28 protein-coding genes and 1 pseudogene are annotated in these 25052 nt (G+C 71.5%); 14 read left to right on the top strand and 15 right to left on the bottom strand.

All coding sequences use genetic code 11. The features are described from left to right. Positions 1-4: 4 nt before the first annotated feature. On the bottom strand, positions 5-169 hold the full coding sequence (gene rpmG / locus ACIQE0_RS07910) for a 50S ribosomal protein L33 (protein ID WP_130878325.1): 165 nt from the start codon (positions 167-169) through the stop codon (positions 5-7). Between the two features lie 74 nt (positions 170-243). Between rpmG and rpmB the strand changes: the two genes are divergently transcribed. From rpmB to tatA, 3 genes are all read left to right on the top strand, one after another. Continuing rightward, positions 244-480 (top strand): 50S ribosomal protein L28, encoded by a 237-nt coding sequence (rpmB, locus tag ACIQE0_RS07915; protein WP_402329865.1) that lies wholly within the window; start codon positions 244-246, stop codon positions 478-480. Next, a complete protein-coding gene (rpsN, locus tag ACIQE0_RS07920) occupies positions 480-785 on the top strand; it encodes a 30S ribosomal protein S14 (protein WP_366332456.1) in 306 nt (101 codons plus the stop codon). Before rpmB ends, rpsN begins: the two co-directional genes overlap by 1 nt. Before the next feature lie 109 nt (positions 786-894). Beyond that, positions 895-1095 carry a Sec-independent protein translocase subunit TatA gene (tatA, locus tag ACIQE0_RS07925; RefSeq protein WP_366332457.1) on the top strand — a complete coding sequence of 67 codons (201 nt, stop codon included), beginning with the start codon at positions 895-897 and terminating at the stop codon, positions 1093-1095. A 19-nt stretch (positions 1096-1114) separates the two neighbouring features. Here tatA and ACIQE0_RS07930 read toward each other — a convergent pair whose 3' ends face one another. The 8 genes from ACIQE0_RS07930 to ACIQE0_RS07965 all read right to left on the bottom strand — a co-directional run bounded on the left by ACIQE0_RS07930 (position 1115) and on the right by ACIQE0_RS07965 (position 6560). Next, positions 1115-1960, bottom strand: coding sequence for a nitrilase-related carbon-nitrogen hydrolase (locus ACIQE0_RS07930; protein ID WP_402329867.1), 846 nt, complete (start codon positions 1958-1960; stop codon positions 1115-1117). Between the two features lie 398 nt (positions 1961-2358). After that, positions 2359-2832, bottom strand: coding sequence for a chaplin (locus tag ACIQE0_RS07935; protein ID WP_402329869.1), 474 nt, complete (start codon positions 2830-2832; stop codon positions 2359-2361). Between the two features lie 140 nt (positions 2833-2972). Continuing rightward, entirely contained in the window at positions 2973-3380 is a 408-nt protein-coding gene (locus ACIQE0_RS07940) for a rodlin (RefSeq protein WP_366332460.1), read from the bottom strand. 392 nt (positions 3381-3772) lie between these two features. Then, complete coding sequence (locus tag ACIQE0_RS07945) at positions 3773-4183, bottom strand: rodlin (protein WP_402329871.1); 411 nt, start codon at positions 4181-4183, stop codon at positions 3773-3775. 291 nt (positions 4184-4474) lie between these two features. Next, positions 4475-4774, bottom strand: a complete 300-nt coding sequence (locus ACIQE0_RS07950; RefSeq protein WP_366332462.1) for a hypothetical protein — start codon at positions 4772-4774, stop codon at positions 4475-4477. 271 nt (positions 4775-5045) lie between these two features. Then, positions 5046-5279: a chaplin gene (locus tag ACIQE0_RS07955; protein WP_402329873.1), complete on the bottom strand. Its 234-nt coding sequence runs from the start codon at positions 5277-5279 to the stop codon at positions 5046-5048. Between the two features lie 363 nt (positions 5280-5642). Then, a complete protein-coding gene (locus ACIQE0_RS07960; protein ID WP_366332464.1) occupies positions 5643-6053 on the bottom strand; it encodes a rodlin in 411 nt (136 codons plus the stop codon). 249 nt (positions 6054-6302) lie between these two features. Beyond that, positions 6303-6560 (bottom strand): chaplin, encoded by a 258-nt coding sequence (locus ACIQE0_RS07965; RefSeq protein WP_366332465.1) that lies wholly within the window; start codon positions 6558-6560, stop codon positions 6303-6305. Positions 6561-6903: 343 nt separating this feature from the next. On the opposite strand from ACIQE0_RS07965, the gene ACIQE0_RS07970 reads away from it, so the two are divergent. The 3 genes from ACIQE0_RS07970 (at position 6904) to ACIQE0_RS07980 (ending at position 10144) form a co-directional block, all read left to right on the top strand. Continuing rightward, positions 6904-8583: a bifunctional 3'-5' exonuclease/DNA polymerase gene (locus ACIQE0_RS07970; protein ID WP_366332466.1), complete on the top strand. Its 1680-nt coding sequence runs from the start codon at positions 6904-6906 to the stop codon at positions 8581-8583. 278 nt (positions 8584-8861) lie between these two features. Then, positions 8862-9701, top strand: coding sequence for a DeoR/GlpR family DNA-binding transcription regulator (locus ACIQE0_RS07975; protein ID WP_402329876.1), 840 nt, complete (start codon positions 8862-8864; stop codon positions 9699-9701). Further along, positions 9698-10144 carry a RidA family protein gene (locus ACIQE0_RS07980; protein ID WP_402329878.1) on the top strand — a complete coding sequence of 149 codons (447 nt, stop codon included), beginning with the start codon at positions 9698-9700 and terminating at the stop codon, positions 10142-10144. The genes ACIQE0_RS07975 and ACIQE0_RS07980 overlap by 4 nt, the downstream gene beginning before the upstream one ends. A gap of 23 nt (positions 10145-10167) precedes the next feature. On the opposite strand, the gene ACIQE0_RS07985 is transcribed toward ACIQE0_RS07980, so the two are convergent. The 5 genes from ACIQE0_RS07985 to ACIQE0_RS08005 all read right to left on the bottom strand — a co-directional run bounded on the left by ACIQE0_RS07985 (position 10168) and on the right by ACIQE0_RS08005 (position 15509). Further along, positions 10168-11040, bottom strand: a complete 873-nt coding sequence (locus ACIQE0_RS07985; RefSeq protein ID WP_402329880.1) for an arylamine N-acetyltransferase — start codon at positions 11038-11040, stop codon at positions 10168-10170. A 211-nt stretch (positions 11041-11251) separates the two neighbouring features. Beyond that, positions 11252-12523 (bottom strand): acyltransferase family protein, encoded by a 1272-nt coding sequence (locus ACIQE0_RS07990; RefSeq protein WP_402329882.1) that lies wholly within the window; start codon positions 12521-12523, stop codon positions 11252-11254. A 352-nt stretch (positions 12524-12875) separates the two neighbouring features. Next, positions 12876-13706, bottom strand: coding sequence for a glycerophosphodiester phosphodiesterase (locus tag ACIQE0_RS07995; protein WP_402330301.1), 831 nt, complete (start codon positions 13704-13706; stop codon positions 12876-12878). 294 nt (positions 13707-14000) lie between these two features. Continuing rightward, positions 14001-14582 (bottom strand): LmbU family transcriptional regulator, encoded by a 582-nt coding sequence (locus tag ACIQE0_RS08000; protein WP_366332472.1) that lies wholly within the window; start codon positions 14580-14582, stop codon positions 14001-14003. A 225-nt stretch (positions 14583-14807) separates the two neighbouring features. Then, positions 14808-15509 (bottom strand): response regulator transcription factor, encoded by a 702-nt coding sequence (locus ACIQE0_RS08005; RefSeq protein ID WP_366332473.1) that lies wholly within the window; start codon positions 15507-15509, stop codon positions 14808-14810. Positions 15510-15670: 161 nt separating this feature from the next. On the opposite strand from ACIQE0_RS08005, the gene ACIQE0_RS08010 reads away from it, so the two are divergent. After that, positions 15671-15907 carry a hypothetical protein gene (locus ACIQE0_RS08010; RefSeq protein ID WP_366332474.1) on the top strand — a complete coding sequence of 79 codons (237 nt, stop codon included), beginning with the start codon at positions 15671-15673 and terminating at the stop codon, positions 15905-15907. On the opposite strand, the gene ACIQE0_RS08015 is transcribed toward ACIQE0_RS08010, so the two are convergent. After that, complete coding sequence (locus ACIQE0_RS08015; RefSeq protein ID WP_402329884.1) at positions 15820-17721, bottom strand: BTAD domain-containing putative transcriptional regulator; 1902 nt, start codon at positions 17719-17721, stop codon at positions 15820-15822. The genes ACIQE0_RS08010 and ACIQE0_RS08015 overlap by 88 nt on opposite strands. 412 nt (positions 17722-18133) lie before the next feature. Here ACIQE0_RS08015 and ACIQE0_RS08020 point away from each other — a divergent pair, with 412 nt between their 5' ends. The 7 genes and pseudogenes from ACIQE0_RS08020 to ACIQE0_RS08050 all read left to right on the top strand — a co-directional run bounded on the left by ACIQE0_RS08020 (position 18134) and on the right by ACIQE0_RS08050 (position 25050). Then, on the top strand, positions 18134-18673 hold the full coding sequence (locus tag ACIQE0_RS08020) for an LmbU family transcriptional regulator (RefSeq protein WP_366332476.1): 540 nt from the start codon (positions 18134-18136) through the stop codon (positions 18671-18673). A 175-nt stretch (positions 18674-18848) separates the two neighbouring features. After that, positions 18849-19268, top strand: a complete 420-nt coding sequence (locus ACIQE0_RS08025) for a PH domain-containing protein (protein ID WP_366332477.1) — start codon at positions 18849-18851, stop codon at positions 19266-19268. Continuing rightward, on the top strand, positions 19265-20842 hold the full coding sequence (locus tag ACIQE0_RS08030) for a PH domain-containing protein (RefSeq protein WP_402329887.1): 1578 nt from the start codon (positions 19265-19267) through the stop codon (positions 20840-20842). Before ACIQE0_RS08025 ends, ACIQE0_RS08030 begins: the two co-directional genes overlap by 4 nt. Positions 20843-20999: 157 nt before the next feature. Beyond that, positions 21000-22016, top strand: coding sequence for an aldo/keto reductase (locus tag ACIQE0_RS08035; RefSeq protein WP_366332480.1), 1017 nt, complete (start codon positions 21000-21002; stop codon positions 22014-22016). 24 nt (positions 22017-22040) lie between these two features. Beyond that, a pseudogene (locus ACIQE0_RS08040) lies at positions 22041-22640 on the top strand (GNAT family N-acetyltransferase); the annotation flags it as partial. 91 nt (positions 22641-22731) lie between these two features. Further along, a complete protein-coding gene (locus ACIQE0_RS08045; protein WP_366332481.1) occupies positions 22732-23739 on the top strand; it encodes an NAD-dependent epimerase/dehydratase in 1008 nt (335 codons plus the stop codon). A gap of 21 nt (positions 23740-23760) precedes the next feature. Then, a complete protein-coding gene (locus tag ACIQE0_RS08050) occupies positions 23761-25050 on the top strand; it encodes an activator-dependent family glycosyltransferase (RefSeq protein ID WP_402329889.1) in 1290 nt (429 codons plus the stop codon). The last annotated feature ends 2 nt before the right edge of the window (positions 25051-25052 follow it).

Consider the following 25052-nt stretch of genomic DNA (forward strand, 5'->3'; position numbering starts at 1 on the left):
GCGCTCAGCGCTCCTCTCGGAAGGTGACGTGCCGACCGACCACGGGGTCGTACTTGCGCAGTTCCAGGCGGTCGGGGTCGTTGCGGCGGTTCTTGCGGGTGACGTAGGTGAACCCGGTGCCGGCGGTGGACCGGAGCTTGATGACCGGGCGGAGTTCGTTGCGGGCCATGCCAGGTAGTATACGCAAATGGTTTCCATTTTCAATAAGCCCGTGGAGGGCCCGACCACCGGAGGGATCACACCGTGTCCGCCCACTGCCAGCTGACCGGCCGCATGCCGGGCTTCGGCAAGACCGTCTCCCACTCGCACCGCCGCACCTCGCGACGGTTCGACCCCAACGTCCAGCGCAAGCGCTACTGGCTCCCGAGCGAGGGCCGCCACATCCGGCTGACCCTGAGCACCAAGGCGATCAGGACCGTCGACACGATCGGCATCGAGGCCGCCGTCGCCCGCATCCGCGCCCGAGGAGGAAAGGTCTGATGGCCAAGAAGAGCAAGATCGCCAAGAACGAGCGGCGCCGCGCCACGGTCGCCCGCTACGCCGCCCGCCGGGCCGTCCTCAAGGCCGTCATCCGCGACCCGCGCGCGTCCGGCGCGGAGCGCACCGCGGCCCAGCGGGAACTGTCCCGCCAGCCGCGGGACGCCAGCGCCACCCGCGTCCGCAACCGCGACAGCGTCGACGGCCGCCCGCGCGGCTACTTCCGCGCCTTCGGCCTCTCCCGGATCAACCTGCGCGGCCTGGCCCACCAGGGCCAGCTACCGGGGGTCACCAAGTCCAGCTGGTAGCCGCCCGCAGCCGCCGCCCGCCCCAGGCCGACCCCTGGGGCGGGCAGCCGGGCAGCCCGGGTCATACTGGACGGACCTCCGCAGGCACCCGAAGAAAGCGAGAGCGCCCATGCTGCGCAACGCCCTGGAGCCCTGGCACCTCATCCTGATCGTGGCCGTCCTCGTCCTGGTCTTCGGGTCCAAGAAGCTCCCCGACATGGCACGCGGCCTCGGCCGCTCGGCACGCATCCTCAAGGCGGAGGCCAAGGCCCTCAAGGACGAGCGCCCCACCGAGGCCGCCGCCCCCGCCCAGCAGCCCACCGGTCACTGACCCGGGCCGACCCGCCCGCTCAGCTGTCGCCGCCCTCGTCGATCAGCCGCCGCACCTCGCGGTCGATCAGCCCCAGCCGGGCCTCCGCGACCAGCGGCACCGAGCGCCGCTGCCGGCGCGCCTCGGACGGATCGATCTCCACGGTGACCAGCGCGGGCTCCCACTTGGGCGCCTGCGCCACCACCACGCCCCGCGGGTCCACCACCCGCGAGCCGCCCCAGAACGACGCCCCGTGCTCGTTGCCGACCCGGTTGACGAAGACCACCCAGCACTGGAGCATCTTCGCCGTGTAGGACAGCAGCGTCTCCCAGTAGAGCCCGGTGTCCATCGCCTCCGGATCCAGGCTCGCCGCGCTGTTGGTCGGCACGAACAGCACCTCGGCCCCGTCCTGCACCGCCAGCCACGGCAGCACCGGCTGCCAGGCGTCGTTGCACACCAGCGTCGCCCCCCGCCCCCCGCTCGACGACTTCGCCAGCTCGTACGCGCGCAGCGACTGCCCCGGGCTGACGTGCTTGCGCTCCTCCCAGGCCAGGTAGTTGGGGAGGTAGAGCTTGCGGTGCGCATGCACCAGCGACCCGTCCACGTAGTACGCGGACGTGTTGTACGCGCGCAGGCTGGTGTGCTCGTGGAAGCCGATCAGCACGCCCGGCCCCAGGAGGCTCAGTTCCCGCACCTGGGGATCGTCCACCGCGATGGACGCGTCCCGCTTGAGCCCTCCCAAGTGGTAACCGTGCAGGCTGAGTTCGGGGAACACCACGACGTCCGCGCCGTGCTCCGCCGCCTGCTCGATCTGCTCCCGGGCGACCCGGAGGTTCTCCGACACGTCCCCCAGTGCGCAGTCCGTCTGCGCCAGCGCGATGAGCATGCCCACTCCCCCTCGATGAATTTCCGTTTCATAGCCTTATGCGCCCTTTCTTCGGATTCTTCCCCAAACATCCGGTTAAGACGCATCCCGCTATGACTGGAAGAACGATCCCGCCCACCCCGGACCCCGCCCTCACCCGCTGATCCACACGATTCCGCAGCCCCCGGACGCCTACCGGCCGCCGCCCCGTCCGGCAGCCGCGGGACGACGGCCGCGATCGCCCCGCCCGGCCCGCACGGCACCACCGAAGGGCCGGATCACCCACCACCCCAGACCGCCCTGGCATCCGGCCTGCACCCAGCCGCCCACACAAGAGGGCCCTGGCCGAGCGGCTCACCCTCTCCGCTCGACCAGGGCCGTCGATGCCCCGTGCGCCGCCCGGCTCCCGGGCCGACGGGTCAGCCCCGGCGCTTACGGGACCGCCGCAGCAGCACCGCCCCGCCGAACAGCAGCCCGCCGCCGGCACCGGCCGCCAGTCCCAGCTGCTCCGCCCCGCTGGACGCCAGCAGGGCCCGCCCCGCCGCCTTCCCGGCCCGTGCCACCGCCCCCAGCCGCGGATCGTGCTCGCCACGCGCTCCCGCGGCCTCCCGCACGCCGCGCGCCGGCGCCTCCGCCCGCTGCTCCCCGGGCGCCGAACCGTTCCCGCACCGGTTCCCCATGGCGGGGTTCAACAGCCCGACCCCGTCCACCGAGTTGCCGCACACGTTGACCGGAACGTGCACCGGCACCTGCACCGCGTTCCCGGACAGCACCCCGGGAGAGTCCGCGGCACCTCCCTGCGCGCCGGCGTCCGCGAACACCGGACCGACACCCGCCCCCAGCGCACCCGATGCCGCCGCCACGAGCACGCATGTCTTCAGGCTCTGTCGCATGTCTCCTCACTCCGCAGTCCTTGAGCGGCGGGCCGTCCCGCCCGCACCCCGTGGTGCTCACACGACCGGGCGGCCGGCAGCGCATAAGCCCGCCGGCCGCCCGGTACCGCAAGCGGCGCATCGGCCGAGGCCGACGGCCGTCAGCGGTTCTTGACGCCGTTGCCCGAGAGGACCGGGATGTCGTCCAGGATGTGCGACAGCGCCTCGTCGCCCTTGGCCTGCGTGGAGTTCTCCGCGCACTGCTGGTTCTGCGGCGACGACAGGACGTTGACGTCCTGGACGGTGACCGGGATCAGGCCGATCAGCGAGCCGACGTTGGCCTTGACCGGCAGGCCGACGCAGAGGTCGTTCAGGCTGCTCTGGACCAGTCCGAGCTGGGTGCTGAGCTTGCCGTGCGTGGTGGAGTTGCCGTACACGGACTTCGAGCCGTTGCCGTTCACGGTGCTGGTGCCGTCGTGGTCACCGACGGCCAGGGCCTCTGGAGCCGCCGCGGCCGAGATCCCGACGAGCGAAGCCGCGATCGCCGCGGCCGCCATCATCTTCTTCATCGCGCTAAACCCTTCACGAGAAGGAACTCCCGGGCACGGGAGCCCCTGATTGAACAACCGGCCACGGGCGCCCGGGTTCCGCACCGTCACCCGAATAGCCGCCCACCCGCCTTTCGGAAAGTTCCCTGACACACCACAGGGCCCGGGAAACCCCGCAAAGGCTTCCCGGGCCCTGTGCTCATTTCCGGCCGCCATGCCAATGCCCCGGCAACCCCATCAATCTCGCAAGGGCATTGGCATGCGTCCCTCCACACACCATCCCCAACGATTCGAAGACCCTGAAAGCGGTCACGAGCAAATAACAATTGCCACGTCGGGCGGACGGTCGGTGAAAACGAAAACCCGGGCCGCCCGGAAAAGAATTCCAGACGGCCCGGGCAACGCTCGCCGGGTCAGCGGTTGTGCACGCCGTTCGCGGAGAGGATCGGGATGTCGTCCAGGATGTGCGACAGCGGCTCGTCGCCCTTGGCCTGGGTGGAGTTCTCGGTGCACTGCTGGTTCTGCGGCGAGGACAGGACGTTGATGTCCTGAACCGTGACCGGGATCCCGCCGATCAGCGAACCGAGGTTCAGCTTGGCGGGCAGAGCGATGCAGGGCTTGTTGAGCGAGCCCTGGATCAGACCGATCTGCGGGCTCATGTAGCCGTACGTGGTCGAGTTCCCGTAGAACTGCTTGGAGCCGTTGCCGTTGACGGACGACGTGCCGTGCTGGTTACCCGTGGCCATCGCCTGGGGGGCGGCGGCTGCGGCTACCCCGACAATGGACGCAGCCGCGGCTGCGGTTGCCAGAGCCTTCTTCATCATTGTTGGTCCTTCGTGTTTCGGGATGCCCTTGGGCCGGGCAATCTGGCCAACTCACAAGGGCGCATTTGGTTGTGCTCATTCACTCAAATGAGCTGGTGCCCTGATCGTTCTTGCCGATCAGGTATCCCGTCCGGAAAACGCGCGGCCGTGATTCACCATCCGGACCGTCTCGCCGACCGCCGACAACGGCCGGCTGGCGCCTTGTTGATCCGGCGGCTGAGGCTTCACACGGCCGCGCCGATTTCCCCCGGGCGATCCCGCGGGACAGTGGAGTTCCGGTTCGCCGGCCCGTTACTTGCCGAGCGGCAGACCACCCAGCAGCGGGACGTCCTTGGTGGCCCCCGTGGCGCCACCGAGGAGCTGCTTGGGGTGCTTGACGGTCTTCTCCGCACCCCTGACCGTGTCGACCAGCGGCGTGACCTGGCGACTGTCCAACTGCTTGCTGTTCAACGCGTCCATCAGCCCGCCGTTGAGGCTCATGGTCGGGGAGGTCATGCTGTGCGAGCCGGCGTCGGCAGCGAAAGCGGGCACGGCCGTGGCCAGCGCCATGACGGAACCGGCAACAGCCGCCGCGGACTTCGCGTACTTCACTTCCAACTGTCCCTTCTGGTGCGGTGCTCAAGGGAATCGCGGCACCAGTGCCGCGCGAGCAATCACTTCGCTGCTCGGATCACCGCTTTTCCCACTGACTAACGAGCGCCGCCACCCGGAGAAACTCTGAAGTTCCGATTTCTTCGGATACCCCGACCACAACGGCCGGGTCGTCTGAGGCACGACCGCAAGGAGTCGAAAGCCGCCGGCCCCGACGCGCGGCGAAGGCGAGCCGGGGCCGGTCACGACGACACGGCTCGAATTTCTTCGGTCAGCCGTTGAGGCAGTTGTTGCCGAACGCGGGGTTCAGCAGCCCGACGATGTCGATGGCGTTGCCGCACAGGTTCATCGGGAGGTGGATCGGAACCTGGATGGCGTTGCCGGAGACGACGCCCGGGGAGCCCTTGGCGCCGCCTGCGGCACCCGCGTCGGCGAAGGCCGGTGCGGCAGCGCCCACCGCCATGAGCGTGCCGGCGGTGACGGCTGCGACCTTTGCGTACTTCACTTTCAGCCCTTCCTGCAACAGGGTCCGTAGCGCACACGACCGTCGTGCCGCACGGGCGCAGATTCGCCGCCCGTAACCCCGCTGCCGATATTGGTAACGATTTCCCCTCGCCGACGAAACTCCCGCGGAGAAGTTTTCGGAGGAATCGCCCGAATGCCATAAAGGCATTCTCGGAGATCCCTGCGCAGATAACGCGGAAACAACACCGCCGTCCGGACGGACGAGGTACCCGCCGCATACGAATTCCTGCCGATAAGGGAATCGAGAATTACCGGCTCGACGATTCGTGACGCGGTGCCGCAGACCCGGGACCTTCCGGGACGCGAGGGCCGGCGGTCCGGGCCTGCGGCCGATGGCCGGTTCTCAGCGGTTGCCGGCGCCGTTGCCCGAGAGGATCGGGATGTCGTCGATGAGGTGCGACAGCGCCTCGTCGCCCTTGGCCTGGGTGGAGTTCTCGGTGCACTGCTGGTTCTGCGGCGAGGACAGGACGTTGACGTCCTGGACGGTGATCGGGACCAGCCCGATCAGCGAGCCGACGTTGGCCTTGAGCGGCAGGCCGACGCAGAGCTTGTTCAGCGAACCCTGGACGAGCTCCAGCTGCGGGCTCATCTTGCCGCGGGTGGTGGAGTTGCCGAACGCACTCACGGAGCCGTTGCCGTTGACCGTGGAGGTGCCGTGGTGATTGCCGACTGCCATCGCCTGGGGGGCGACCGTCGCCGAGATGCCGACCATGGAAGCGGCTACTGCCGTCGTGGCCAGGACCTTCTTGATCACTGTTTACCCTTCTGAAGCGGAGTGCCCGTATCCGGAGCGCACTGGTCAACTCGCTTCTGGGGATGCGGTTTCGCGGATTCACCCGAATGCCGCGCAACCATAGACACATATCACTGCATCAGGGCGCCAACGACGGTTCGCGGTAGGCGTAGCGGCGGACACCTTTTCGTAAATCCCGCGTTCTGGAACGGAATTGGGCACGGAAAAGGCCCGCCCCGGGCGGGGCGGGCCTCACTTTCCGTGCTGTGCTCAGTAGTTGAGGCAGTTGTTGCCGAACGCCGGGTTGAGCAGCCCGACGATGTTGATGGAGTTGCCGCACATGTTGACCGGGACGTGGATCGGCATCTGGATGACGTTGCCGGAGACGACGCCGGGCGAACCCACGGCGCCACCGGCGGCGTTGGCACCGCCGTGGCCGTGGCCGCCGGCGGTGGCCATGCCGGCACCTCCCACGACGGCGATGCCCGCGGCGGCGGACAGGACGACGGCCTTGGAGACAAACTTCACGGTGTACCTCTTCACTGAGCAGCATCAGGTTTCTGTGCGCGCCGCCTGGAGCGACAAGCAGTTCAACGCAACAAAACGGGCAAAAGTAGCGGAGCCAAACGGGTGATGGTTGGCCGCGTGTGCCGTACGGGGCGTCCGGGGTGTCCGCGGTGGGTGTGCGCGGGACCGTGTGGGGCGGCCGGCTGACCGGTCCGCTGCCGCTCGTCCGGGCATCGTCGCATGCCGGGGCCGGTTCGCCGGTGATTGGCGGTGCCCGGTGTGCGGGGTGGCGTGGGGCGGTGGCGGCGTCGGGGCGGGAGCGTGTGGCGGGGGCGTTGTCAGACCCTCCTGCGAGACTCGGGGCATGAGATGGGCGGTGGCGGAGACGGGCGACGGGGGTGTGCGTCTTAGCCCGCTCACTCCGGACGGGCAGGCGGCGGGGCCGGTGGTGCGGGAGTCCTCGCTCGCCGAGGCGGTGCGGTCGCGCCCTGAAGTCGAGCGGTGGGTGTGGCGGTCCACGGCGGAGGTCTACCGCCGGCTGCTGGCGGCCGGCGTGCGGGTCGAGCGGTGCTACGACGTGGAGGCCGCGGAGGCGCTGCTGATCGGCCACGAGGAGGGGCAGTCGGGCCAGCCGCGTTCGCTGGCGGCCGCCTGGGCGCGGCTGCACGGCCTGCCGGTGCCGGCGGACCCGCCCGTGCGCGCCGCCGAGACCCAGCCCTCCCTGTTCGAGCCGGGGCCGGTGCCGTTGCCGCCCGGCACCGACGAGTTCAGCGCGCTACTGGAGGTCTACGCCGGCCAGTTGGCGCGTACGGCGCGGGCCGAGCACCCGGAGCGGATGCGGCTGCTGCTGGCGTCCGAGTCGGCGGGCATGCTGGTCGCCACCGAGATGTCCCGGACGGGGATTCCGTGGCGGGCGGATGTCCATCGGGCCTTGCTGGACGGCCTGTTGGGCGAGCGGTTCCCGGGTGGGCTGGAGCCGCGGCGGATGGCGGAGCTGGCCGACGAGGTGTCGCGGGCCTTCGGGGAGGGCGTGCGGGTCCGGCCCGATCTGCCGGGCGACATCATCCGGGCCTTCGCCCGCGCCGGGATCCCGCTCTCCTCGACGCGGAAGTGGGAGCTCCAGCAGATCGACCACCCCGCCGTCGCCCCGCTGCTGGCGTACAAGACGCTCTACCGCCTCTTCACCGCCCACGGCTGGTCCTGGCTCCAACAGTGGGTGCACGAGGGGCGGTTCCGCCCCGAGTACCTGCCCGGTGGCACGGTCTCCGGCCGCTGGACCGCCAACGGCGGCGGCGCGCTGCAGATCCCCAAGGTGATCCGGCAGGCGGTGCGCGCCGATCCGGGGTGGCGCCTGGTGGTCGCCGACGTCGACCAGATGGAGCCGCGGGTGCTGGCCGCGGTCTCCCGGGACCGGGGTCTGATGGAGGTGGCCGGCACCGGCGAGGACCTCTACGCAGGGCTGGCGGCGCGCGCCTTCGGCGGCGACCGCGCGCAGGCCAAACTCGCGCTGCTGGGCGCCATTTACGGGCAGACGTCCGGTGACGCCCTCAAGCACATGGCCGATCTGCGCCGCCGCTATCCGGTCGCGGTGGCGTATGTGGACGATGCGGCCCGGGCCGGCGAGGAGGGCCGGCTGGTGCGCACCTGGCTGGGCCGCACCTGCCCGCCCGCGTCGATGGCCCCGCCCGACGAGGCGGGTCTGCCGCAGGAGGAGGCAGGGCCCGCCGGCTACGGCAGCACCTCGGCGGCCCGGGCCCGCGGCCGTTTCACCCGTAACTTCGTGGTGCAGGGCAGCGCCGCCGACTGGGCGCTGCTGATGCTGGGCGCGCTGCGCCACGCCCTGGCCCGCGCCGGCCTCCGCGCCGAACTGGCCTTCTTCCAGCACGACGAGGTGATCGTGCACTGCCCCGCGGACGAGGCCGCGACGGTCGCCGAGGTCATCACGGCGGCGGCCGCCACCGCGGGCCGGATCGCCTTCGGCCCGACACCGGTGCGGTTCCCGTTCACCACGGCGGTGGTGGAGTGCTACGCGGATGCCAAATGAGGGCCGACGGGAGGGTGACCGTAGGGCCGGTGCGGCGGGCTACCGGCCTGCCGGCCGGGGCACTTGGGGGTGGCGCCGCCGGTTGCCGCCAGGGCTTTCGGGGCGCCGCGCCGAGCGTGGTGCGGGGAGGGTGCGACGGGGCCAGGCCCCTTGGGCGGGCCGGGCGACCGCATGCCGGCAACCACGGTCGCCGGGTCCGTGTGAAGCCCTAAACTCGCCGCGTAGAGAAGGCCGTCGGCAGGCGGACGGCCGGCATCCGAGCCGCGAGGGGACCAGCGTTGACCGACACCGAAGGGGCCGTCGGCGCCCCGGTCGCGAGCGAGGCGCCGGTCACCAAGCTGGGCCCCAAGGGCCGCCACCGGCGGATCACCGACCGGGTGCTGGCCGAGGGGCAGGTGACCATCGAGGAGCTGGTCCAGGAGCTCGGCGTCAGCCAGATGACGGTGCACCGCGATCTGGACGCCCTGGAGCACCAGGGCTGGCTGCGCAAGGTGCGCGGCGGGGCCACTGCCACCCCCAGCGCGCTCTTCGAGTCCACGGCGCGCCGGCGCGGCAGTGAGCAGGTGGCGGCGAAGGAGGCCATCTGCGCGGCCGCGCTGGCCCTGGCCGAGCCGGGCCAGGCGGTGATCATCGACGACTCCAGCACGGCGCTGCCGCTGGCGCGGTCGCTCTCCTCGCGCGGCGCCTTCACCGTCATCACCAACTCCCTCCAGGTCATCAACGAGTTGGCGGAGGAGCCCGACATCCGGGTGATCGCCCTGGGCGGCGAGTACCACGCGGGATTCAACGCCTTCCTGGGCATGTCCACCGCCGACAACGCCCGCAGCTTCCGCGCGGATCTCGCCTTCCTGTCCACCTCCGCGGTCGACGACGGCCGCTGCTACCACCAGGTGCAGGAGAACGTCCTGGTCAAGCGCGCCCTGATGGCCGCCGCGCGGCGCCGGGTGCTGCTCGTGGACCACACCAAGTTCGGCCGCCAGGCGCTGTACGGACTGGCGCCGCTGACCGACTTCGATCTCGTCATCTCCGATGGCCGTCTTCCCCAGGGGGAGCGGGACGCGCTTCAATCCCTCGGAGTGCGGTACGAGTTGGCGATGGAGGGGAGTCGGCGGGAATGAGCACGGACGACGGGCGGGACGCCCGAAGCGGCGGGCAGCGCACCGGCCTGGAACGGATCAATCCGCCGCACCTCGCGCCGCCGACCGGGTTCAGTCACGCCGTACGGGCCGAGGCTCCCGGCACCCTGGTCTTCCTCGCCGGGCAGACCGCCCTCGACGGCGCGGGCCGGATCGTCGGGGACGGCCTCGTGGAGCAGTTCGAGCGGGCGCTGGGCAATCTCCTCCAGGTGGCGGCCGCCGCCGGCGCCGCCCCTTCCGACCTGGCCAAACTCACCGTTTTCGCGGTCGATGTGGCCGACTACCGCCGCCGGGCCAAGGAGCTGGGCCGGGTGTGGAAGCGCCTGGTCGGCACCGACTATCCGGCCATGGCCGTGATCGGCGCCACCCGCCTGTGGGACGAGGCGGCGCTGGTGGAGATCGAGGGCATCGCGGTGGTGCGGTAGCGCCCGGTCCCGGTGCGCCGCCTTCACTCAGCGCCTGCCCCGTCCCTCCCGTCCGCCCCTTCCGTCGCGTACATCGCGTACGTCGCCACCAGTGCCGCGGCGTCCGTCGCGGTCAGGGTGATGCCGAACGCGGTCGCCAGCAGCTCCGGGATCTCCTGGGGAGCGACCTCGCGCACCTCCCGCGACCAGTCCGGCCGGATGCGCGTCAGCTCCCGGCCGACCAGGGTGCGGCGCTCCTCGGGCCCCGGCTTCTGCACCACGAGACGGCCGGTGAAGGGCGACCGGGGGTGGGTCGATATGTAGTGGTTGAAGACGGCGTAGTCGACCGCATAGCGCCGCTCGGTGCCGAAGGCGTACAGGTCGAACCAGCCGTCCTCGTGGCGGGAGCGCAGCAGCCACGAGGCGGTCTCCTTCTCGTGGACCAGGCCGAAGGTCCAGGCGCCCTGCCGTTCCTCGACGCCGTCCCGCAGCGGGAGCGGTGCGAGCAGCGCCTCGCCGCCGAAGCCGACGTCGGTGATCCATTCGGTGCCGGCGAGCTCCACCGCCAGCAGGGCGTGGGTGACCGGCCGCACCGTGTCCTCGCCCATCCGGATGCGGGCGCCGAGGCCGCGGACCCGGAAGCCGAGCCGCTCCAGCGCGGCGGCGTAGAGGAGGTTCTGCTCGTAGCAGTAGCCGCCGCGGCGCTGCCGGACCATCTTGGCCTGAAGGGACTCCAGGTCGAGCAGGATCGGGCGGCCCAGGAGGATCTCGATGTTCTCGAAGCCGATGGCCGCGCTGTGCGCGGTGTGCAGCTTCCGCAGCGTCTCCAGGGTCGGCCGGCGGTCGCCGTCGTAGCCGATGCGCGCCAGGTAGGCGTCCAGATCGAGCTGCTCGCCGCCCCAGGTGGTTGCGGTCATGGTGGCTGTCCCCCTTCGTCGTGGGCTCCCGCGTCGGAAAGCCGCAGGGCCTGCCGCCGCCCTCTCGTCGTCCGCCCGGAGGGCAGCGGGTGAGAGGGCGGCGGCAGGCCCTGGGAGCCTAGATCCTGTCGACACCGGAACGGATCGGCTCACGGTCGTAGGCCCGGCGGGGGCCGGACCTAGGGCCGACGGCCGACCGGGCCCCGGCGCGTCAGCGTCGTTCGCGGGCCCCGCCAACCGGGTCGGGCTTGAAGGCCCAGGTCATCTTGGGCTCCATGGCGAACCGGAAGATCCGCTGCACCGGCGGCGTGCACAGCAGCGTGACGATGGTGCCCGCGATCAGGGTGATCAGCACCTGGCCCCACGGCGTGTGGATCCAGTGGTGGTCGTACCAGCCCCAGAAGCGCGACCCCTTGGCCAGGAAGCCGTGCAGCAGATAGCCGTAGAGGGTGCCCGCGCCCAGGGCCGTGAACCACAGCTTGCGGCCCGGCACCCAGGCGAAGAAGCAGGCCACCAGCACCAGCGAGCAGCCGAACATCGCGAGCGTCATCACCGGCCCGCACCACCAGGGGACGCCCAACTCCTGGGCGCTGTCGCGGTGGTAGAACCACGCGGCGTTCATCCGCGGGGCGGCCCAGTAGGCGAAGACCAGCGCGGCGGCGGCGACCGGCAGCGCGGCGATCCGCATCGACCGGCGGCGGACGAGCGCGAAGTGCTCCGGACGCAGGGTGAGTCCCAGCACGAAGAACGGCAGGAACTGGAGCACCCGCTGGAGGTTGAGGTCGTCACCGATCTCGGGCGAGAAGGACGCCAGGATCGCGATGGTCAGCGCGAGCGGCAGCGGCCAGCGGACGATCTTCCACAGCGGGGTGGTCAGCCGCCAGACGAACAGCGCGATCAGGAACCACGTCAGGTACCAGGGCGACAGCAGGCTGATCGGGTAGTCGGGGTCGTCGTCGGCCCAGCGCTTGAAGAAGGTGTAGGCCACCTCGAAGAGCACATACGGGACCGCGACCCCGGTGATCAGCCGCTGGAGCCGGTCCTTGCGCATGTCGAAACTGCGCGAGAAGTAGCCGGAGATGATGATGAACGCCGGCATGTGGAAGGCGTAGACGATGATGTAGAGCGCCGCCGCGGCCCGGCTGCCGTCACGCAGCGGCTCCCAGGCGTGGCCCATCGCCACCAGCACGATGGCCAGGTACTTGGCGTTGTCGAAGAAGGCGTCGCGGGCCTTGGGCTTGCCGCCGCCGGCCGCCGCCCGTTCCGGGCGCTCCTCGGGCCGCCGACCGGGCCCGTCCTTCGCGGGTGTCTGCGGGGACGCCCCCGCGGGCGGTGCGGCCGCCGGGGAGAGGGTGGCCGTCGACACACCGGCCTCCTCCGCTCCCGCGGTCGCACCCGACGCGGGAGACGCCCCGCTCGGCAGCTGCCTCGGCGCGGGCAGCGGCACCTGCCGCTCGCCGTGCGCCGGAATCTCGTTCGTCAACGCCCCTCCCGGAACGCGCCTGTCGGGAAAACTGGACGCGGAGACGTACCAGGCTCCGAAACGGAACCCACCATCCAAATCCGGCGTCTTAGTACATTTACGGGGATCATGGCGTCGAACATCCCTGGCACCTTAGCCCCGCCGACGGAATCCCGTAAATCTCGACCCGTCGCACCCGAGAGCGGGTCGTGACCCTTCGCCACACCCTCCCCTTATTCGGTCAAACTGCCGCAAAAGGCTGGCGAGAGAGTACACCCAGCGAGCCTGGGGGAAAGTTCACAAACCAGGGCGCTTCTGACGGATCTCCGCGGCGTCGCGGCGTCTGCCGCCCCGCCCTTTCCACCCGCTCGGCTCAGTCGATGACGCCTTCGACGGGCCGCGTCCGGACCGTCTGCACGCCGGCGTCCGCCGCCACGTCCCAGGCGTAGATCTCCAGGCGGCGGCCGTGCGGCCCGCGGAGCCGGTGCACGGCCTGCGCCCAGCGCGAATCGACCTGCGACATACGGGGGTTGATCTCGTCGGCGAAGCGCGCGTAGCTCCGCAGCGCGCTGAGCGGCGGATGTCCCAGAATTCCCGTGCGCACCTGGGGCGCCAGGCTGTGGACCCGCCGGACGCAGCGCACGGAGAAGCTCTGGATCACCAGGCGACGGCTGAGGTGCGCACCGTCCAGCCAGCCCCGCGCCCGCAGTTCACGGAGGGTCTGCGCCTCGATTCCCGGATAGCGCTCGGGCGCCTTGAGTTCCAGCAGCAGACCCTGCCGGTTGCGGTCGAGCCGGCGGAGATAGGCGGCCAGTGTGGGCACCCGCTCGCCCGCGAACCGCCCCCCGAACCAGCTTCCGGCGTCCAGCCGCGCGATCTCCGCCGCGGTGAAGTCCCCCACCCGCCACGGCGCCCGGTGCGGGAAGACCTTCGCGGCGTCGGTGGTCCGGTTCAGCGTGGTGTCGTGCATCACGACCAGTTGGCCGTCCTTGGTCCGCTGCACGTCGTTCTCGACCCAGACGAGCCCCCGGCGGTGCGCCGCGTCGATGGCCGCGAGGGTGTTCTCCGGCGCGTGCCGGGAGGCGCCGCGGTGGGCTATGACGAACGGTGTCCGGTGCCCGGCCCGGAGGCTGACCGCCGAGCCGCCCCGGGTGGCCAGTTCCTGGCGGCCGCCCGGGCCCGACGCCAGCGCGGACGACGCCATCGTGGCCGTCAGTAGGAACGCCAGCCCGCTCGACGCGGTCCGCCACGGCCGCCGTATGTGCCACGTCCTTCGCACCACGCGGAGTCTCCTGTCGCTCGGCCGCAGCGGCTGCCACCGCCAACTGCGTCAGGGACGCCCCCGAGGGCCCGTGAACGGCCCCACCCACCGACCCTGCCCCCGTTCAGGCGCGCCCGCCACGCGGCACGGCCCCCGGCGCGACGCGGCGCTGCCCCCGTCCCGCCGTTCGGGCAGTTCAGGGGCAGCGCCGTGGAGGTCGGCCGGGCCTGTGGGGCGTTACTCCTTGAGGACCGCGGCCGCCGCGTAGTCGAGGATGGACATCGCCCAGCCCTGGAGGTCCTGGTCCGCGTCGGCCGCGGCCTGGGACCAGGCCTGGCGCCGGTCCCGTGAGACGTTCACCTGGATCCGCATGCTGATGCTGTCGGTGTCCTGGACGCCCGGCTCGTCGGCCTGGCCCTGGCGGGCCGCCCGGACGCGGCCGCGCAGGAAGTTCCGGGACCAGTTGAGCCGCTCCGCCCGGTCCAGCCAGTACTCCTGCTCGTTTTCCGGGAGGCTGGCGAGTTCGGCGTGGTGCTGGAAACTTAAACCGGTGCGCCGGCGCAGCGGCGAAAAACGCCGGGCGACCCAGGCGTAGTTGCGCAACGTCTGGTAATCGAGCCGGGTTTCCTCGACGGCCCGCTGATAGCGGTCCGGATAGGCGGACCGGCCGTAGATGAGCCAGTCACCGAGCCACCAGGCAGAGGAATCGGCCGCCACATAGAGCTGATTACCTATCCTTTGCCAATCGTCCAGCGACATACCGGAGGGCAATTCGAGCGCCGTGCGGCGCGCCGTCGCCTTCTCGGAAGCCTTGGACAACTTTCCCGCGCCGGCGGGCACCGCCGACGCAGTCGCACGAGGACGAGCCCGTACTTTCCATTCCCCCATGATGAATTGCCTCTGTCGTTCTTGGTCAACGGACGACTGATTGCAAGCAACTCTATCCAGCCACGGTCAGGCCGTGTCTATACCCGTTCTTTAACTTCTTTGCTTCCTCTGGAGTGACCGCCGGGGCCGCTTCTTTGCCGCTGCGCCGGGGCCGGCTCAGCGGTAGTCCTCCAACTCCCCGGCGTCCTGCACCAGGAGCGCGACCTGGACCCGGTTGTTCAGACCGAGCTTGGTCAGGATGCTGGAGACGTGCGTTTTCACCGTGGAAACGCCGAGGTAGAGCGCGGCGCCGATCTCCGCATTGGACTTTCCCTGGCCGACGCCGAGCGCCACCGCGCGCTCGCGGTCGTTGAGCAGCGCCAGCCGCTCGGCGGCCGCCCGGCGGCGCCGCGAGTGGTCCGGCGCGGAGACCACCTGGGCGATCAGCCGCTGGGTGACCGCCGGCGAGAGCACCGGCTGGCCCTGGGCCACCCGCCGGATGGCCGAGACGATCTCCGGCGGCGGGGTGTCCTTCAGCGCGAACCCCGCGGCGCCGGCGCGCAGCGCGCGCAGGACGTACTCGTCGGCGTCGAACGTCGTCAGGACCAGGACCTCGGGGGCGTCGCTCATGGCACGCAGCGCTTCCGTGGCGGCCAGTCCGTCCATGACCGGCATCCGCACGTCCATCAGGACCACGTGCGGGCGGTGCTGCCGGACCAGCCCGATCGCCTCGGCGCCGTCGCCGGCCTCGGCGACCACCCGGAGGTCCGGGGCGCCGCCGAGCATCACCGACAGCCCCGCGCGGACCAGTGGATCGTCATCGACGATCAGCACGTCGACCGTGGAGGAACCCACCGTGGAGGACTCGGCTGAGGTCATGCGGTCAGGGTAGCCGGTGATCTTGACGGCGGGACGGGACCGAAGTCGGCGGGCGAAGGGTACTTTGGTCGGCCCCGGCGCCCGGACGACGGCACTTCGGTCGGCACCGGCGGTACCGATGGCCGGTCCGGGCGGCGGGTGCGGCCGCCTAGCGTGACCGTATGGCAAAGCTGGTGCAGCTCTTCGGGCTCTTCCTGGTCGTCGCCGGAATCAGCGGCACCGTCGACCAGTTGGCCACCCAACCCTTCCTGAGCCCGGTGCTCAACTTCGTCAACCGCTACGTCATCCCGCACATCGCACCGCTCCAGGGCTACGAGATCATCTGCAATCTCTCGCTCTCCGTACTCGGGTCCATCATGGTGATCGTGGCTAATCGTGCGCAGCGGACGGTGCGTTGACGCGGAACCAGCTGCTGCGGCTTCCCCAGCCACTGCGCGTACGCGAGAATCAGGCTGTCCAGGCAGAAGCGGTCCGGGGCCACTTCGCGCAGCAGACCGGCGTCCACGAGCGCGTGCAGCGCGCGCCGGCACTCCGGCCGGTCCATCCCGCTCAGCCCGGTGGCCAGGGGCAGTGTGACGACCCGCTCCTCCTGGAGGCCGAGCGCCATGAAGACATGGGCGGCCTCCGGCGGAAGCGCGGCGTAAGACCAGCCGATGACGGTGCTCAGCGAGGACTCCCGGTCGCCGGACAGCTCCAGGAAGTCGACCGGATCGCCGTCCTCGAAGCAGGCGAGGGCGTCGGCGGGAGAGGGGGCGACCTTGATGCGCGTCGCGGCGATCCGCAGCGCCAGCGGCATACCTCCGCACGCGGCCACCAGCCGCTGCACGGCGGGGCGGTGCCGGACGGTGAACGGCTCGCCCACGATCCGGCCGAACAGCCGCAGGCCGTCCTCCTTGCCCATCCCCTCCAGGACGATCCGGCGCGCACCGTCCCTGGCGATCAGGCCCGCCAGCCCGTTGCGGCTGGTGACCACCACCAGGGAGGACGGGGTGCCGGGCAGCAGCGCCCTGACCTGCTCGACGCCGGCCGCGTCGTCCAGGACGATCAGCAGCCGGCGGCCGGCGACCAGGCTGCGGTAGGCCGCCCGGGCGTCGACGCTCTCGCACGGCGCGGGCCGGCCCATGGCCGCCACCAGGTGGCGGATGGCGGCCTCGGGCGCCTTCTGCCCCGGGGTGCCGGCGGCGTGCAGGTCGACATGGAGCTGGCCGTCGGGGTAGCGGTGGGCCATCGCATGGGCGAAGCGCGTGGCCAGCGCGGTCTTGCCCATCCCCGGGCCGCCGGTGACCAGCAGCAGGGTGGGCTCGGCGGACGCCTGCTCCGCCAGCGAGTTCAGCTGCGCCAGTTCCGCGCTCCGGCCGGTGAAACCCGGGACCTCCCGGACGAGTTGGGACAGCGCCTCCGGTGGGGTGTCGCCCGCCGGGGGCGGTGTGCGGCCCGGCCCGGACACCGGACCGGCGCCGCCGCGCAGCGCCCGCTCGTACAACTGCCGCAGAGGGCCGCCCGGTTCCACGCCCTGCTCCTCGACCAGCCGCTTGCGCAGGCTGTGGTACTCCCTGATCGCGTCCGCGTGCCAGCCGAGTTCGACGTAGCAGCGCATGAGGAGGTAGCGCAGGCGCTCCCGCAGGGGGTGGTGGTGGACGAGGGCGGAGAGCTCGCCGACCAGGGCGACCGGACGGCCCAGTTCCATCAGCATCTCGGCGCAGTCCTCCAGCGCCAGCAGCCGGGCATCGGTCAGCCGGGCGCGCTCGGCGTGCACGAAGGGGCCGATGGCGCCCTCGTACGGGGTGCCGCGCCACAGGCTCAGCCCCGCCTCCAACTCGCGGACCGCCCGGGGCGCGGCGTTCTCGGCCCGCAGCTGTCGCGCGGTGGCCAGCGAGGTGGTGAACCGCCGGACGTCGACTCCCTCGGGTGCGACCCGGAGCATGTAGCCGAAGCGGTCGGAGACCAATAACTCCGCGTGGTCGCCGCGGTGTTCGGTCCGCAGGGAGTTGCGCAGGCGTGAGACGTAGGTGTAGACGCTGTTGACGGCCGTGGCCGGGGCGCGCTCGCCCCAGATCGCGTGGACCAGTTCGTCACGGCTGACGGTGCGGCCCGCGTGGGTGGCGAGTACGGCGAAGATGGTCCGCTGGGTCGGCGACCCGAGTTCCAACTGGCGTCCCTCCCGTAGCGCCAGAACGGGTCCGATGAGCGTTGCGGTCAGAGAGGCAGGCATGCGTTTCCCCCTCCTACTCCCCTCCGGCGTGATGATAGCCCAGCAATAGACACGCTCCGGTGCACGCCCTTATCTACCGGCACCACTGTGCACAAGACGTGCGAATGGTGCAGGTCAGCGGGCCTGTGCGCGGCCCGCCGGACCGCTCTTCGTCCCGCCGGCGGGACGGAGTCGAACGCCCCCCCGCGCGCCCCGCCCGCCGTGCGCGGCGGAGCCAACCTGGGCGTTTGGAGGTCGTCCAGATCCCATCAAGGAGGTACCCGCGCCGTCGGTGTTCTATTAACGAAATGCCACCCAGCGAGAGGCGGTGAGGGGAGTGCTCGATGGTGCTCTGCGGAAAACGGTGAGCTCGGTCGTCGCCACCAGGGGGAGCGACTCGCGAACGGGTCCGTCGGCGAGGGCGGGCCAGGCAATGCGGAGGAGATCCGCCCTCTGCATCCCCCGGGGGATGTCCATCGACGCCTGGCGCAGTCTGGGCCGGCAGATCCAGGAGATTTCCAGTTCTTCCGCCTGGTGGCTCGGCGACTGGCTGCTCTACGGTCAGGCCGAATTCCCCAACCGCTATAAGCACGCGATTGCGCAGACCTCGCTCGACTATCAGACGCTGCGCAACTACGCCTGGGTCGCCCGGCGTTTCGAACCGCACGAACGGCACGAGGGCCTGAGTTTCCAGCACCACGGCGAGGTCGCCGGGCTGCCACCGGAGGAGCGCGGCCCATGGCTGGCCCGGGCCGCCGAGCACGGCTGGTCGCGGAACGAACTGCGGCGGCAGGTCCGGGCCCAGAAGGAAATTGCCGGTGCCGCCCGCGCCCTGCAGTTGAAGATGAAACCGGATGACGGTCAGCGCGAACTCTGGCAGGCCGCCGCGGTCCGCACCGGGAAAGACCTGCTGACCTGGATCACCGCGGTACTCGACGACGCCGCGAAATCCGCACCGGCCATCAACGGCTGAAACCGCGTAATTCCGTTACGCATCATCGCGTTTCGCGAGAAAGCCGGTGCACCATAGCGGCATGACTGGACAAGAGGCGCCGCCTTTGGCGCTTTCGGCCGGCGCCCGCCAATCCCCTATACGCCCGCCCCGCCACCGCGTGGAGCGGCGGGCGGTGTGGTGGTGGACGATTCGGGTGGCCCTGTCGATGGTCGTCGTGGTCGGTGCCCTGGGGGTCACCTACTGGCTGTGGGACGAGTCCCGGACCTGGGTCGGTCCGGTGCTCGTCGCCGTGGCGGCCGCGCACGTGGTGACCGGCGCGGTCATGCCGAGCTGGCGCTACCGCGTGCACCGCTGGGAGTGCACCGAGCTCGCCGTCTACGAGCTCAAGGGCTGGCTGGTGCGGGAGTGGCGGATCGTCCCGATCTCCCGCATCCAGAGCGTCGATGTGGCGCGCGGCCCCGTCCAGCAGTGGCTGGGGCTGGCCACGCTCCGGGTCGTCACCGCGTCGCACGAGGGCCACATCAAGATCGTCGGCCTGGACGCCGACGTGGTGGCGACCACCGCGGCGGAACTCACCGCGCTCACCCAGGCCACCCCGGGGGACGCGACGTGACGACCGCGGACGCCCCGGAGCACCCCGCTCCCGCGCCCGGCCCGCCCGACGACGACGCGCCCTGGCAGCGGCTGAACGGGCGGCTGATCTGGGTCAATCTGGTGCGGCTGGTGCTCTCCACGCTGCCGACCGTGCTGTCGATGGTCTTCTTCGGCACCGGGCGGCACCTTGCGGACCTGTGGCCGGCGCTGGCCGCGACCGGTGTGGGCATGTTCATCAGCGTCTCCGACGTGGTGCGGTGGCTGCGCACGCGCTACCGCATCACCGACGAGCTGGTGGAGATCAAAACGGGCCGGCTGCTGCGGGTCTACCGCCAGGTGCCGCGCGAGCGCATCCGTGCGGTGGACCACAAGGCGATGCTGCGGCACCGGCTCGCCGGGCTGCGCGTGGTCGTCATCAGCTCGGGCCGGTCCCGGCCGGCGCTCCGGCTCGACGCCGTCAGCAAGGAGACGGCCCAGGAGCTGCGCCATGAGCTGATGCCCGGCAGCGCACCGGACGCGGCCGGCGACGGGGCCTCTCCCGCGGCGCAGGAGACCGTCCTCGCCGAGGCGCGCTGGTACTGGATCTTCTACAACGTCATCAACATCTGGGGCATGCTCGTCGGCGCGCTGCTGCTGTGGAGCCTGGACTCGCTGCTGGACCTGGTCAACCTCGACCTCACCGGCGCCCTGGGCCGCCTCATCGACCACCTCGCCACCGGCCGCACCGGCCGCTACGCGCTCTGGGCCGCCGTGGTGTTCGTGCTCGGCTTCTCCGCGCTGGCCGGCGGCTTCATCAAGGAGAACGGAAACTTCCAACTCCTGCGCCGGGTCAAGGAGGACGGCACCGCGCTGGTCACCCGGCAGGGCCTGCTGACGACCCGGGAGGTGCACCGCGACGACCGGCGGCTGCGCGGTATCCACCTCAGCGAGCCGCTGTTCTGGCGCTGGATCGGGCTGACCGAAACGGCCGTGATCTCCACGGGGTTGGCGAGCTGGTCGCTCACCAGCGAGCCGGCCAGCAGCATCCTGCCGCGCGGGCCGATCGGCGAGGCCCGCCGGGTGGCGGGGATGGTGCTCCCGGGGCCGGTCCAGCCGCTGGAGGCGCCGCTGCGCCGCCATCCGCGCGCCGCGCTGTACCGGCGGCTGCTGTGGGCGGCGACGTTCTGCGGTGTGCTCTCGGGCCTGCTGGCCTGGCTCGGCGCCACCCGGGTGGTCCCCGGGTGGCTGTGGACGGTCCCGCTGTGGGCCGCGCCGCTCGCGGCCGCGCTGGCGGTGGTCGCCTTCCGGACGCTGGGGCACACCTACGTCGGCCGGTACCTCGTCCTGCGGCACGGCCTGTCGCGGCGGCAGACCGCGGTGCTCACCCGCGAGGCCGTGCTGGGCCTGAAGGTCCGCCAGTCGCTGGTGCAGCGCTGGTTGGGGCTGGTGAGCCTGGGCGTGCCGACGGCGGCCGGGATGCGCTTCTACCAGGCCCCGGACATGACCGTCGACCAGTTCATGACGCTCACCGGCGAGGCCGCCCCCGAACTGCTCGCGGAGTTTCTCCGGCCCGCGCCGGAACGTAATTCCGGCGAGCCCCGCGACAGCCATTAAATTCGCCTCGACAACTCCCGGACCGCCGGGCGGATACGGAAAGATGCCAGGCGGCGTAAGGCGCCCGGAGGACATATATCGATGTGCGCCGCGGAAATCCAGCGGTTTCCCGGCCGTCCCGTATCGTCGGCACCGGAGATTTTGGAGTACGCAAAAGATGTGGGAGACGAAACTGGCGGACGGATTCTCCGTGAGCGCGCTGGGACTTGGCTGCAGTTCGATGTCCTATGGCTATGAGACCGGGCCGCGCGATGACGAGGAATCCATCCGGGTCATCCACCGGGCGCTGGACCTCGGTGTCGATCTCTTCGACACCGCCGACGTCTACGGTCCGTTCACCAACGAGGAGTTGATCGGCCGGGCGCTCGAAGGGCGCCGCGACCGGGCGGTGGTGGCGACCAAGTGCGGGATGATCGCCCGGCCCGACGGGAAGTTCATGCGCGACGGGCGGCCGGAGCATCTGCGGCGGGCCTGCGACGCCTCGCTGCGGCGGCTGCGGACCGACACCATCGACCTGTACCAACTCCACCGCGTGGACCCGGCGGTGCCGCTCGCGGAGACCTGGGGCGCGCTCGGCGAACTGGTCACCGCGGGCAAGGTCCGCGCCCTGGGCATCTCGCACGCCACCTGCGCCGAACTCGACGAGATCCACGCCGTCTTCCCGCTCACCACGGTGCAGTACGAGCTGTCGGTGTGGGCGCCGCAGAGCAAGCGGGACGTCCTGCCGTGGTGCCGGCGCAACGGCGTCGGCTTCCTCGCCTTCGCCCCCATCGGGCGCGGATACCTCTCCGGCCGGGTCTCCCCCCGGCAGCTGGGCGCGGGCGACTCCCGGGTCCGGGACCCGCGGTTCGGGGCCGAGGCCATGCGCGCCAACGAGGCGATCCTGGACGGGCTGCGCGAGATCGCCGCCCGGCACGACGGCGCCACGCCCTCCCAGGTGGCCATCGCCTGGGCCCTGGCGCAGGGCCCGGACGTCGTCCCGATCCCCGGCACCCGGCATGTGCACTGGCTGGAGGAGAACGTGGCCGCGGCCGGACTGCGCCTCACCGACGAGGAGTTGCACCGGCTCGACACCCTGCCGGCGGCCGTCGGCGAAATGCACTGGGACCGGCTCCGGGAGGACCGCACGGGCCTCACGGACGCCCCGGACGCCGCGCGGCGCACGGGCATGTGACGACAGGCGCCCAGGCCACCCACCGCAGAAGATTGGACGACCACCGTGCTCTTCCCGCACACCACGTCCCGCCGGCTCGCCTTCCGCCCGGCGTCCACCGCGCATCACGCGGACCTGATACGCACCATGCTGCGGACCGGAATCGAGAACGTCAGTCCCACCGGCCGGGCCGGAAACCGCGATCTGTCGAAGTGCGCCGCGGCTTTTCTCGTCACCCGTCGGGGCAGCGGCGATCTGCTGGGATTCAGCACGCTGCACGGGCTCGATCCCGCCGGGCACGTCAAGGCCGGGGTGTATCTCGATCCGGAACGGGCCCGGCTCGGCGTGGGTTCCGAAGCGATCTATCTGACGATCAACTATGCCTTTGCGATGTTCGATATCGCTAAGGTGATCGCCCAGACCACCGAGGCCACTTTCGGCTCGGTCGGCCTCACGCCCCAGAACGACACCGCCACCGCGATTCTCAGCGACCATCTCTATTTCCGCGGACGCCACTGGGATCTGCACACCTTCCAGCTCGTCCGCGCCGAATGGGAGCGGCATGTCGACGGCGCCCTCGACGACGTCCTGGGGCCGGGGCGGAGCTGGCGCACGGACCCGAACCGGCCGTCCGCCGCCGCGTGACCCCGACCGACCGCCCCGGGACCTCCCGGGCGCCCGCCGCGGCAGGAGCGTGCCGGGGCCACCCACCGCAACCGGACTTTAAGGAGAACCAGTGCCAGGTCAGGGAACGGGACCGCTGATCACCGTCCTCGGGGCCTCGGGCCTGCTCGGTACGGCCGTCAGCCGGGAGCTGGCGGGCCGCCCGGTCCGCCTCCGGCTCGTCGGCCGCCGCCCGGTGGCGCTGCCGCCTGGGCCCACCGCCCGGATCGAGGAACGCCGGGTCGACCTCACCGAGCCGGGCGCGGTCGCCGACGCGATCAAGGACGCCGACGTGATCGTCCATCTCGTCGCGCACATCTCCGGCTCGGGCACCTGGCGGGTGGCCGACGGCGACACGCTGGCCGAACGCGTCAACCTCGGCCTGGTGCACGACGTGCTCGACGCGGTCCGGGCCCACCGCCCGGCCCGGCCCCCGGCCCTGCTGTTCTCCGGCTCGCTCTCCCAGTCCGCCCAGGTGCCCGCGGACCTGGCGGCCGCCGGCGTCCGGCCGGAGGAGCTGCTGACCGCCTACGACCGGCACAAGCTGGCCGCGGAGCGGGCGATCGCCGAGGCCACCGCCGAGGGCCTGGTCCGCGGCAGCACCCTGCGCCTGTCCACGCTCTACAGCCTCGGCACCGACCCCGCCGACCTCGACCGCGGGGTGGTCGCCTCGATGACCCGGCGGGCCGTCGAGGGGCAGCCGCTGACCGTCTGGCACGGCGGCACCGCCAAGCGCGATCTGCTCGGCATCGACGACGCGGCGCGGGCGTTCACCGCGGCCCTGGACGCGCTGGACGCGGTCGCGGGCCGGGCCTGGGAGATCGGCACCGGTGAACAGACCAGCGTGGCCGAGCTGTTCGCGGCGATCGCGCGGGCGGTGTCCCGGCAGACCGGCCGGCCCCCGGTGCCGGTCGTGGAGAGCGCGCCCGCCGCCTACGCCATGCCGACGGACCGGATCGACTTCGTGCTCCGCTCCGCCGCGTTCCGGGACGTCACCGGCTGGACCCCGCGCGTACCGCTCCACGCGGGGCTGGACCGGATCGCCGCCGCCGTCGCGCAGCAGCACCGCACCCCTGCCTGACCGCACCTTCCGAGGGACACGATGCGAATACTGTTCACCACCACCCCGGACAAGAGCCTGTTCCAGCAGATGGTGCCGCTGGCGTGGGCGCTGCGCACCGCAGGCCACGAGGTCCGCGTCGCCGCCCCGCCGAAGTTCGCCTCCGTCATCACCCAGGCCGGGCTCACCGCCGTCCCGGTCGGCAGCGACCGCCCGGTCTGGCGGCTGCCGCAGCTGAACCCGGAGCGGATGGAGGCCGAGCGCAAGGGCCTGCCCGCCCCCTACAGCGCCGCCGAACAGGCGCCGGAGGAGCTCGACTGGCCGACGCTGAAGGCCGGTTACGCCCAGGTCGTCGGCCACTGGCACAAGACCGACAACTTCCCGATGACCGCCGACCTGGTGGAGTTCGCCCGCCACTGGCAGCCGGACCTGGTGATCTGGGAGCCGCTGACCTACGCCGGCGCGATCGCCGCCCAGGCCGTCGGCGCCGCGCACGCCCGGCTGCTGTGGAGCATCGACGTGCTGGGCCTGACCCGCAGCCGCTTCCTCCACCTGAAGGCGCAGCAGCCGCCCGAGGAGCAAGGCGACCCGCTCGCCGACTGGTTGGGGGCCTACGCCCGCAAGTACGGCGGCGAGTTCACCGAGGAGCTGGCCACCGGGCACTTCTCCCTCGACCAGTTCCCGCCCTCGATGCGGATGGCCGCGGACGGCGTGCGGTACGTACCGCTGCGCTACGTCCCCTACGGCGGACCCGCCGTCGTCCCCAGGTGGCTGTGGCAGGAGCCGGAGAAGCCCCGGGTGGCGCTCACCCTGGGCATCGCCGCCACCAACCGCTTCGCCGGCCACATCGCCGACGTCGGGGACATCCTCGACGCGCTGGACGGCCTGGACATCGAGGTCGTCGCCACCCTCGCGGAGTCCGAGCAGCGCAAGCTGAAGCGGATCCCGGACAACGCCCGGGTGGTGTCGTACGTACCGCTGCACGCCCTGCTGCCGACCTGCAGCGCGGTGATCAACCACGCCGGGCCGGGCACCTTCCTGACCACGACCCTCAACCCGATCCCCCAGGTCGCCGTGCCCTGGGACTTCGACGAGCCGGAGCTGGCCCGGCGGGCGGCCGGGCAGGGCGCCGTGCTGACCGTCCGCGCCGACCGGGCCACCGGCGCGGTGGTGCGGGAGAGCCTGCTGCGGGTGCTGGGCGAGCCGGCCTTCCGGCAGGCCGCCACGGACCTGCGCGACCAGTTCCGCACGCTGCCGACGCCCAACGAGCTGGTCCCCCAACTGGAGCGGCTCACCGAAGAGTTCCGCTCCCCCGCCCGCCGAACCCCGTGAGG

Source organism: Streptomyces sp. NPDC093097, from assembly GCF_044754325.1.
In the GTDB taxonomy this organism is placed as follows: domain Bacteria; phylum Actinomycetota; class Actinomycetes; order Streptomycetales; family Streptomycetaceae; genus Streptomyces.

What these genes read in the sequence shown, in the direction of transcription:
- ACIQE0_RS07995 (WP_402330301.1), bottom strand. Translation starts at nt 13,706, where the DNA reads ATGGCGTCGTCCGCGCTGGCGTCGGGCCCGGGCGGCCGCCAGGAACTG.
- ACIQE0_RS08010 (WP_366332474.1), top strand. Translation starts at nt 15,671, where the DNA reads ATGGCAAAGCTGGTGCAGCTCTTCGGGCTCTTCCTGGTCGTCGCCGGA.
- ACIQE0_RS08050 (WP_402329889.1), top strand. Translation starts at nt 23,761, where the DNA reads ATGCGAATACTGTTCACCACCACCCCGGACAAGAGCCTGTTCCAGCAG.
- ACIQE0_RS07985 (WP_402329880.1), bottom strand. Translation starts at nt 11,040, where the DNA reads ATGACCGCAACCACCTGGGGCGGCGAGCAGCTCGATCTGGACGCCTAC.
- ACIQE0_RS07970 (WP_366332466.1), top strand. Translation starts at nt 6,904, where the DNA reads ATGAGATGGGCGGTGGCGGAGACGGGCGACGGGGGTGTGCGTCTTAGC.
- ACIQE0_RS08035 (WP_366332480.1), top strand. Translation starts at nt 21,000, where the DNA reads ATGTGGGAGACGAAACTGGCGGACGGATTCTCCGTGAGCGCGCTGGGA.
- ACIQE0_RS07935 (WP_402329869.1), bottom strand. Translation starts at nt 2,832, where the DNA reads ATGCGACAGAGCCTGAAGACATGCGTGCTCGTGGCGGCGGCATCGGGT.
- tatA (WP_366332457.1), top strand. Translation starts at nt 895, where the DNA reads ATGCTGCGCAACGCCCTGGAGCCCTGGCACCTCATCCTGATCGTGGCC.
- ACIQE0_RS08005 (WP_366332473.1), bottom strand. Translation starts at nt 15,509, where the DNA reads ATGACCTCAGCCGAGTCCTCCACGGTGGGTTCCTCCACGGTCGACGTG.
- ACIQE0_RS08020 (WP_366332476.1), top strand. Translation starts at nt 18,134, where the DNA reads ATGCGGAGGAGATCCGCCCTCTGCATCCCCCGGGGGATGTCCATCGAC.
- ACIQE0_RS07930 (WP_402329867.1), bottom strand. Translation starts at nt 1,960, where the DNA reads ATGCTCATCGCGCTGGCGCAGACGGACTGCGCACTGGGGGACGTGTCG.
- ACIQE0_RS07980 (WP_402329878.1), top strand. Translation starts at nt 9,698, where the DNA reads ATGAGCACGGACGACGGGCGGGACGCCCGAAGCGGCGGGCAGCGCACC.
- rpmG (WP_130878325.1), bottom strand. Translation starts at nt 169, where the DNA reads ATGGCCCGCAACGAACTCCGCCCGGTCATCAAGCTCCGGTCCACCGCC.
- ACIQE0_RS07940 (WP_366332460.1), bottom strand. Translation starts at nt 3,380, where the DNA reads ATGAAGAAGATGATGGCGGCCGCGGCGATCGCGGCTTCGCTCGTCGGG.
- rpsN (WP_366332456.1), top strand. Translation starts at nt 480, where the DNA reads ATGGCCAAGAAGAGCAAGATCGCCAAGAACGAGCGGCGCCGCGCCACG.
- ACIQE0_RS08015 (WP_402329884.1), bottom strand. Translation starts at nt 17,721, where the DNA reads ATGCCTGCCTCTCTGACCGCAACGCTCATCGGACCCGTTCTGGCGCTA.
- ACIQE0_RS07945 (WP_402329871.1), bottom strand. Translation starts at nt 4,183, where the DNA reads ATGATGAAGAAGGCTCTGGCAACCGCAGCCGCGGCTGCGTCCATTGTC.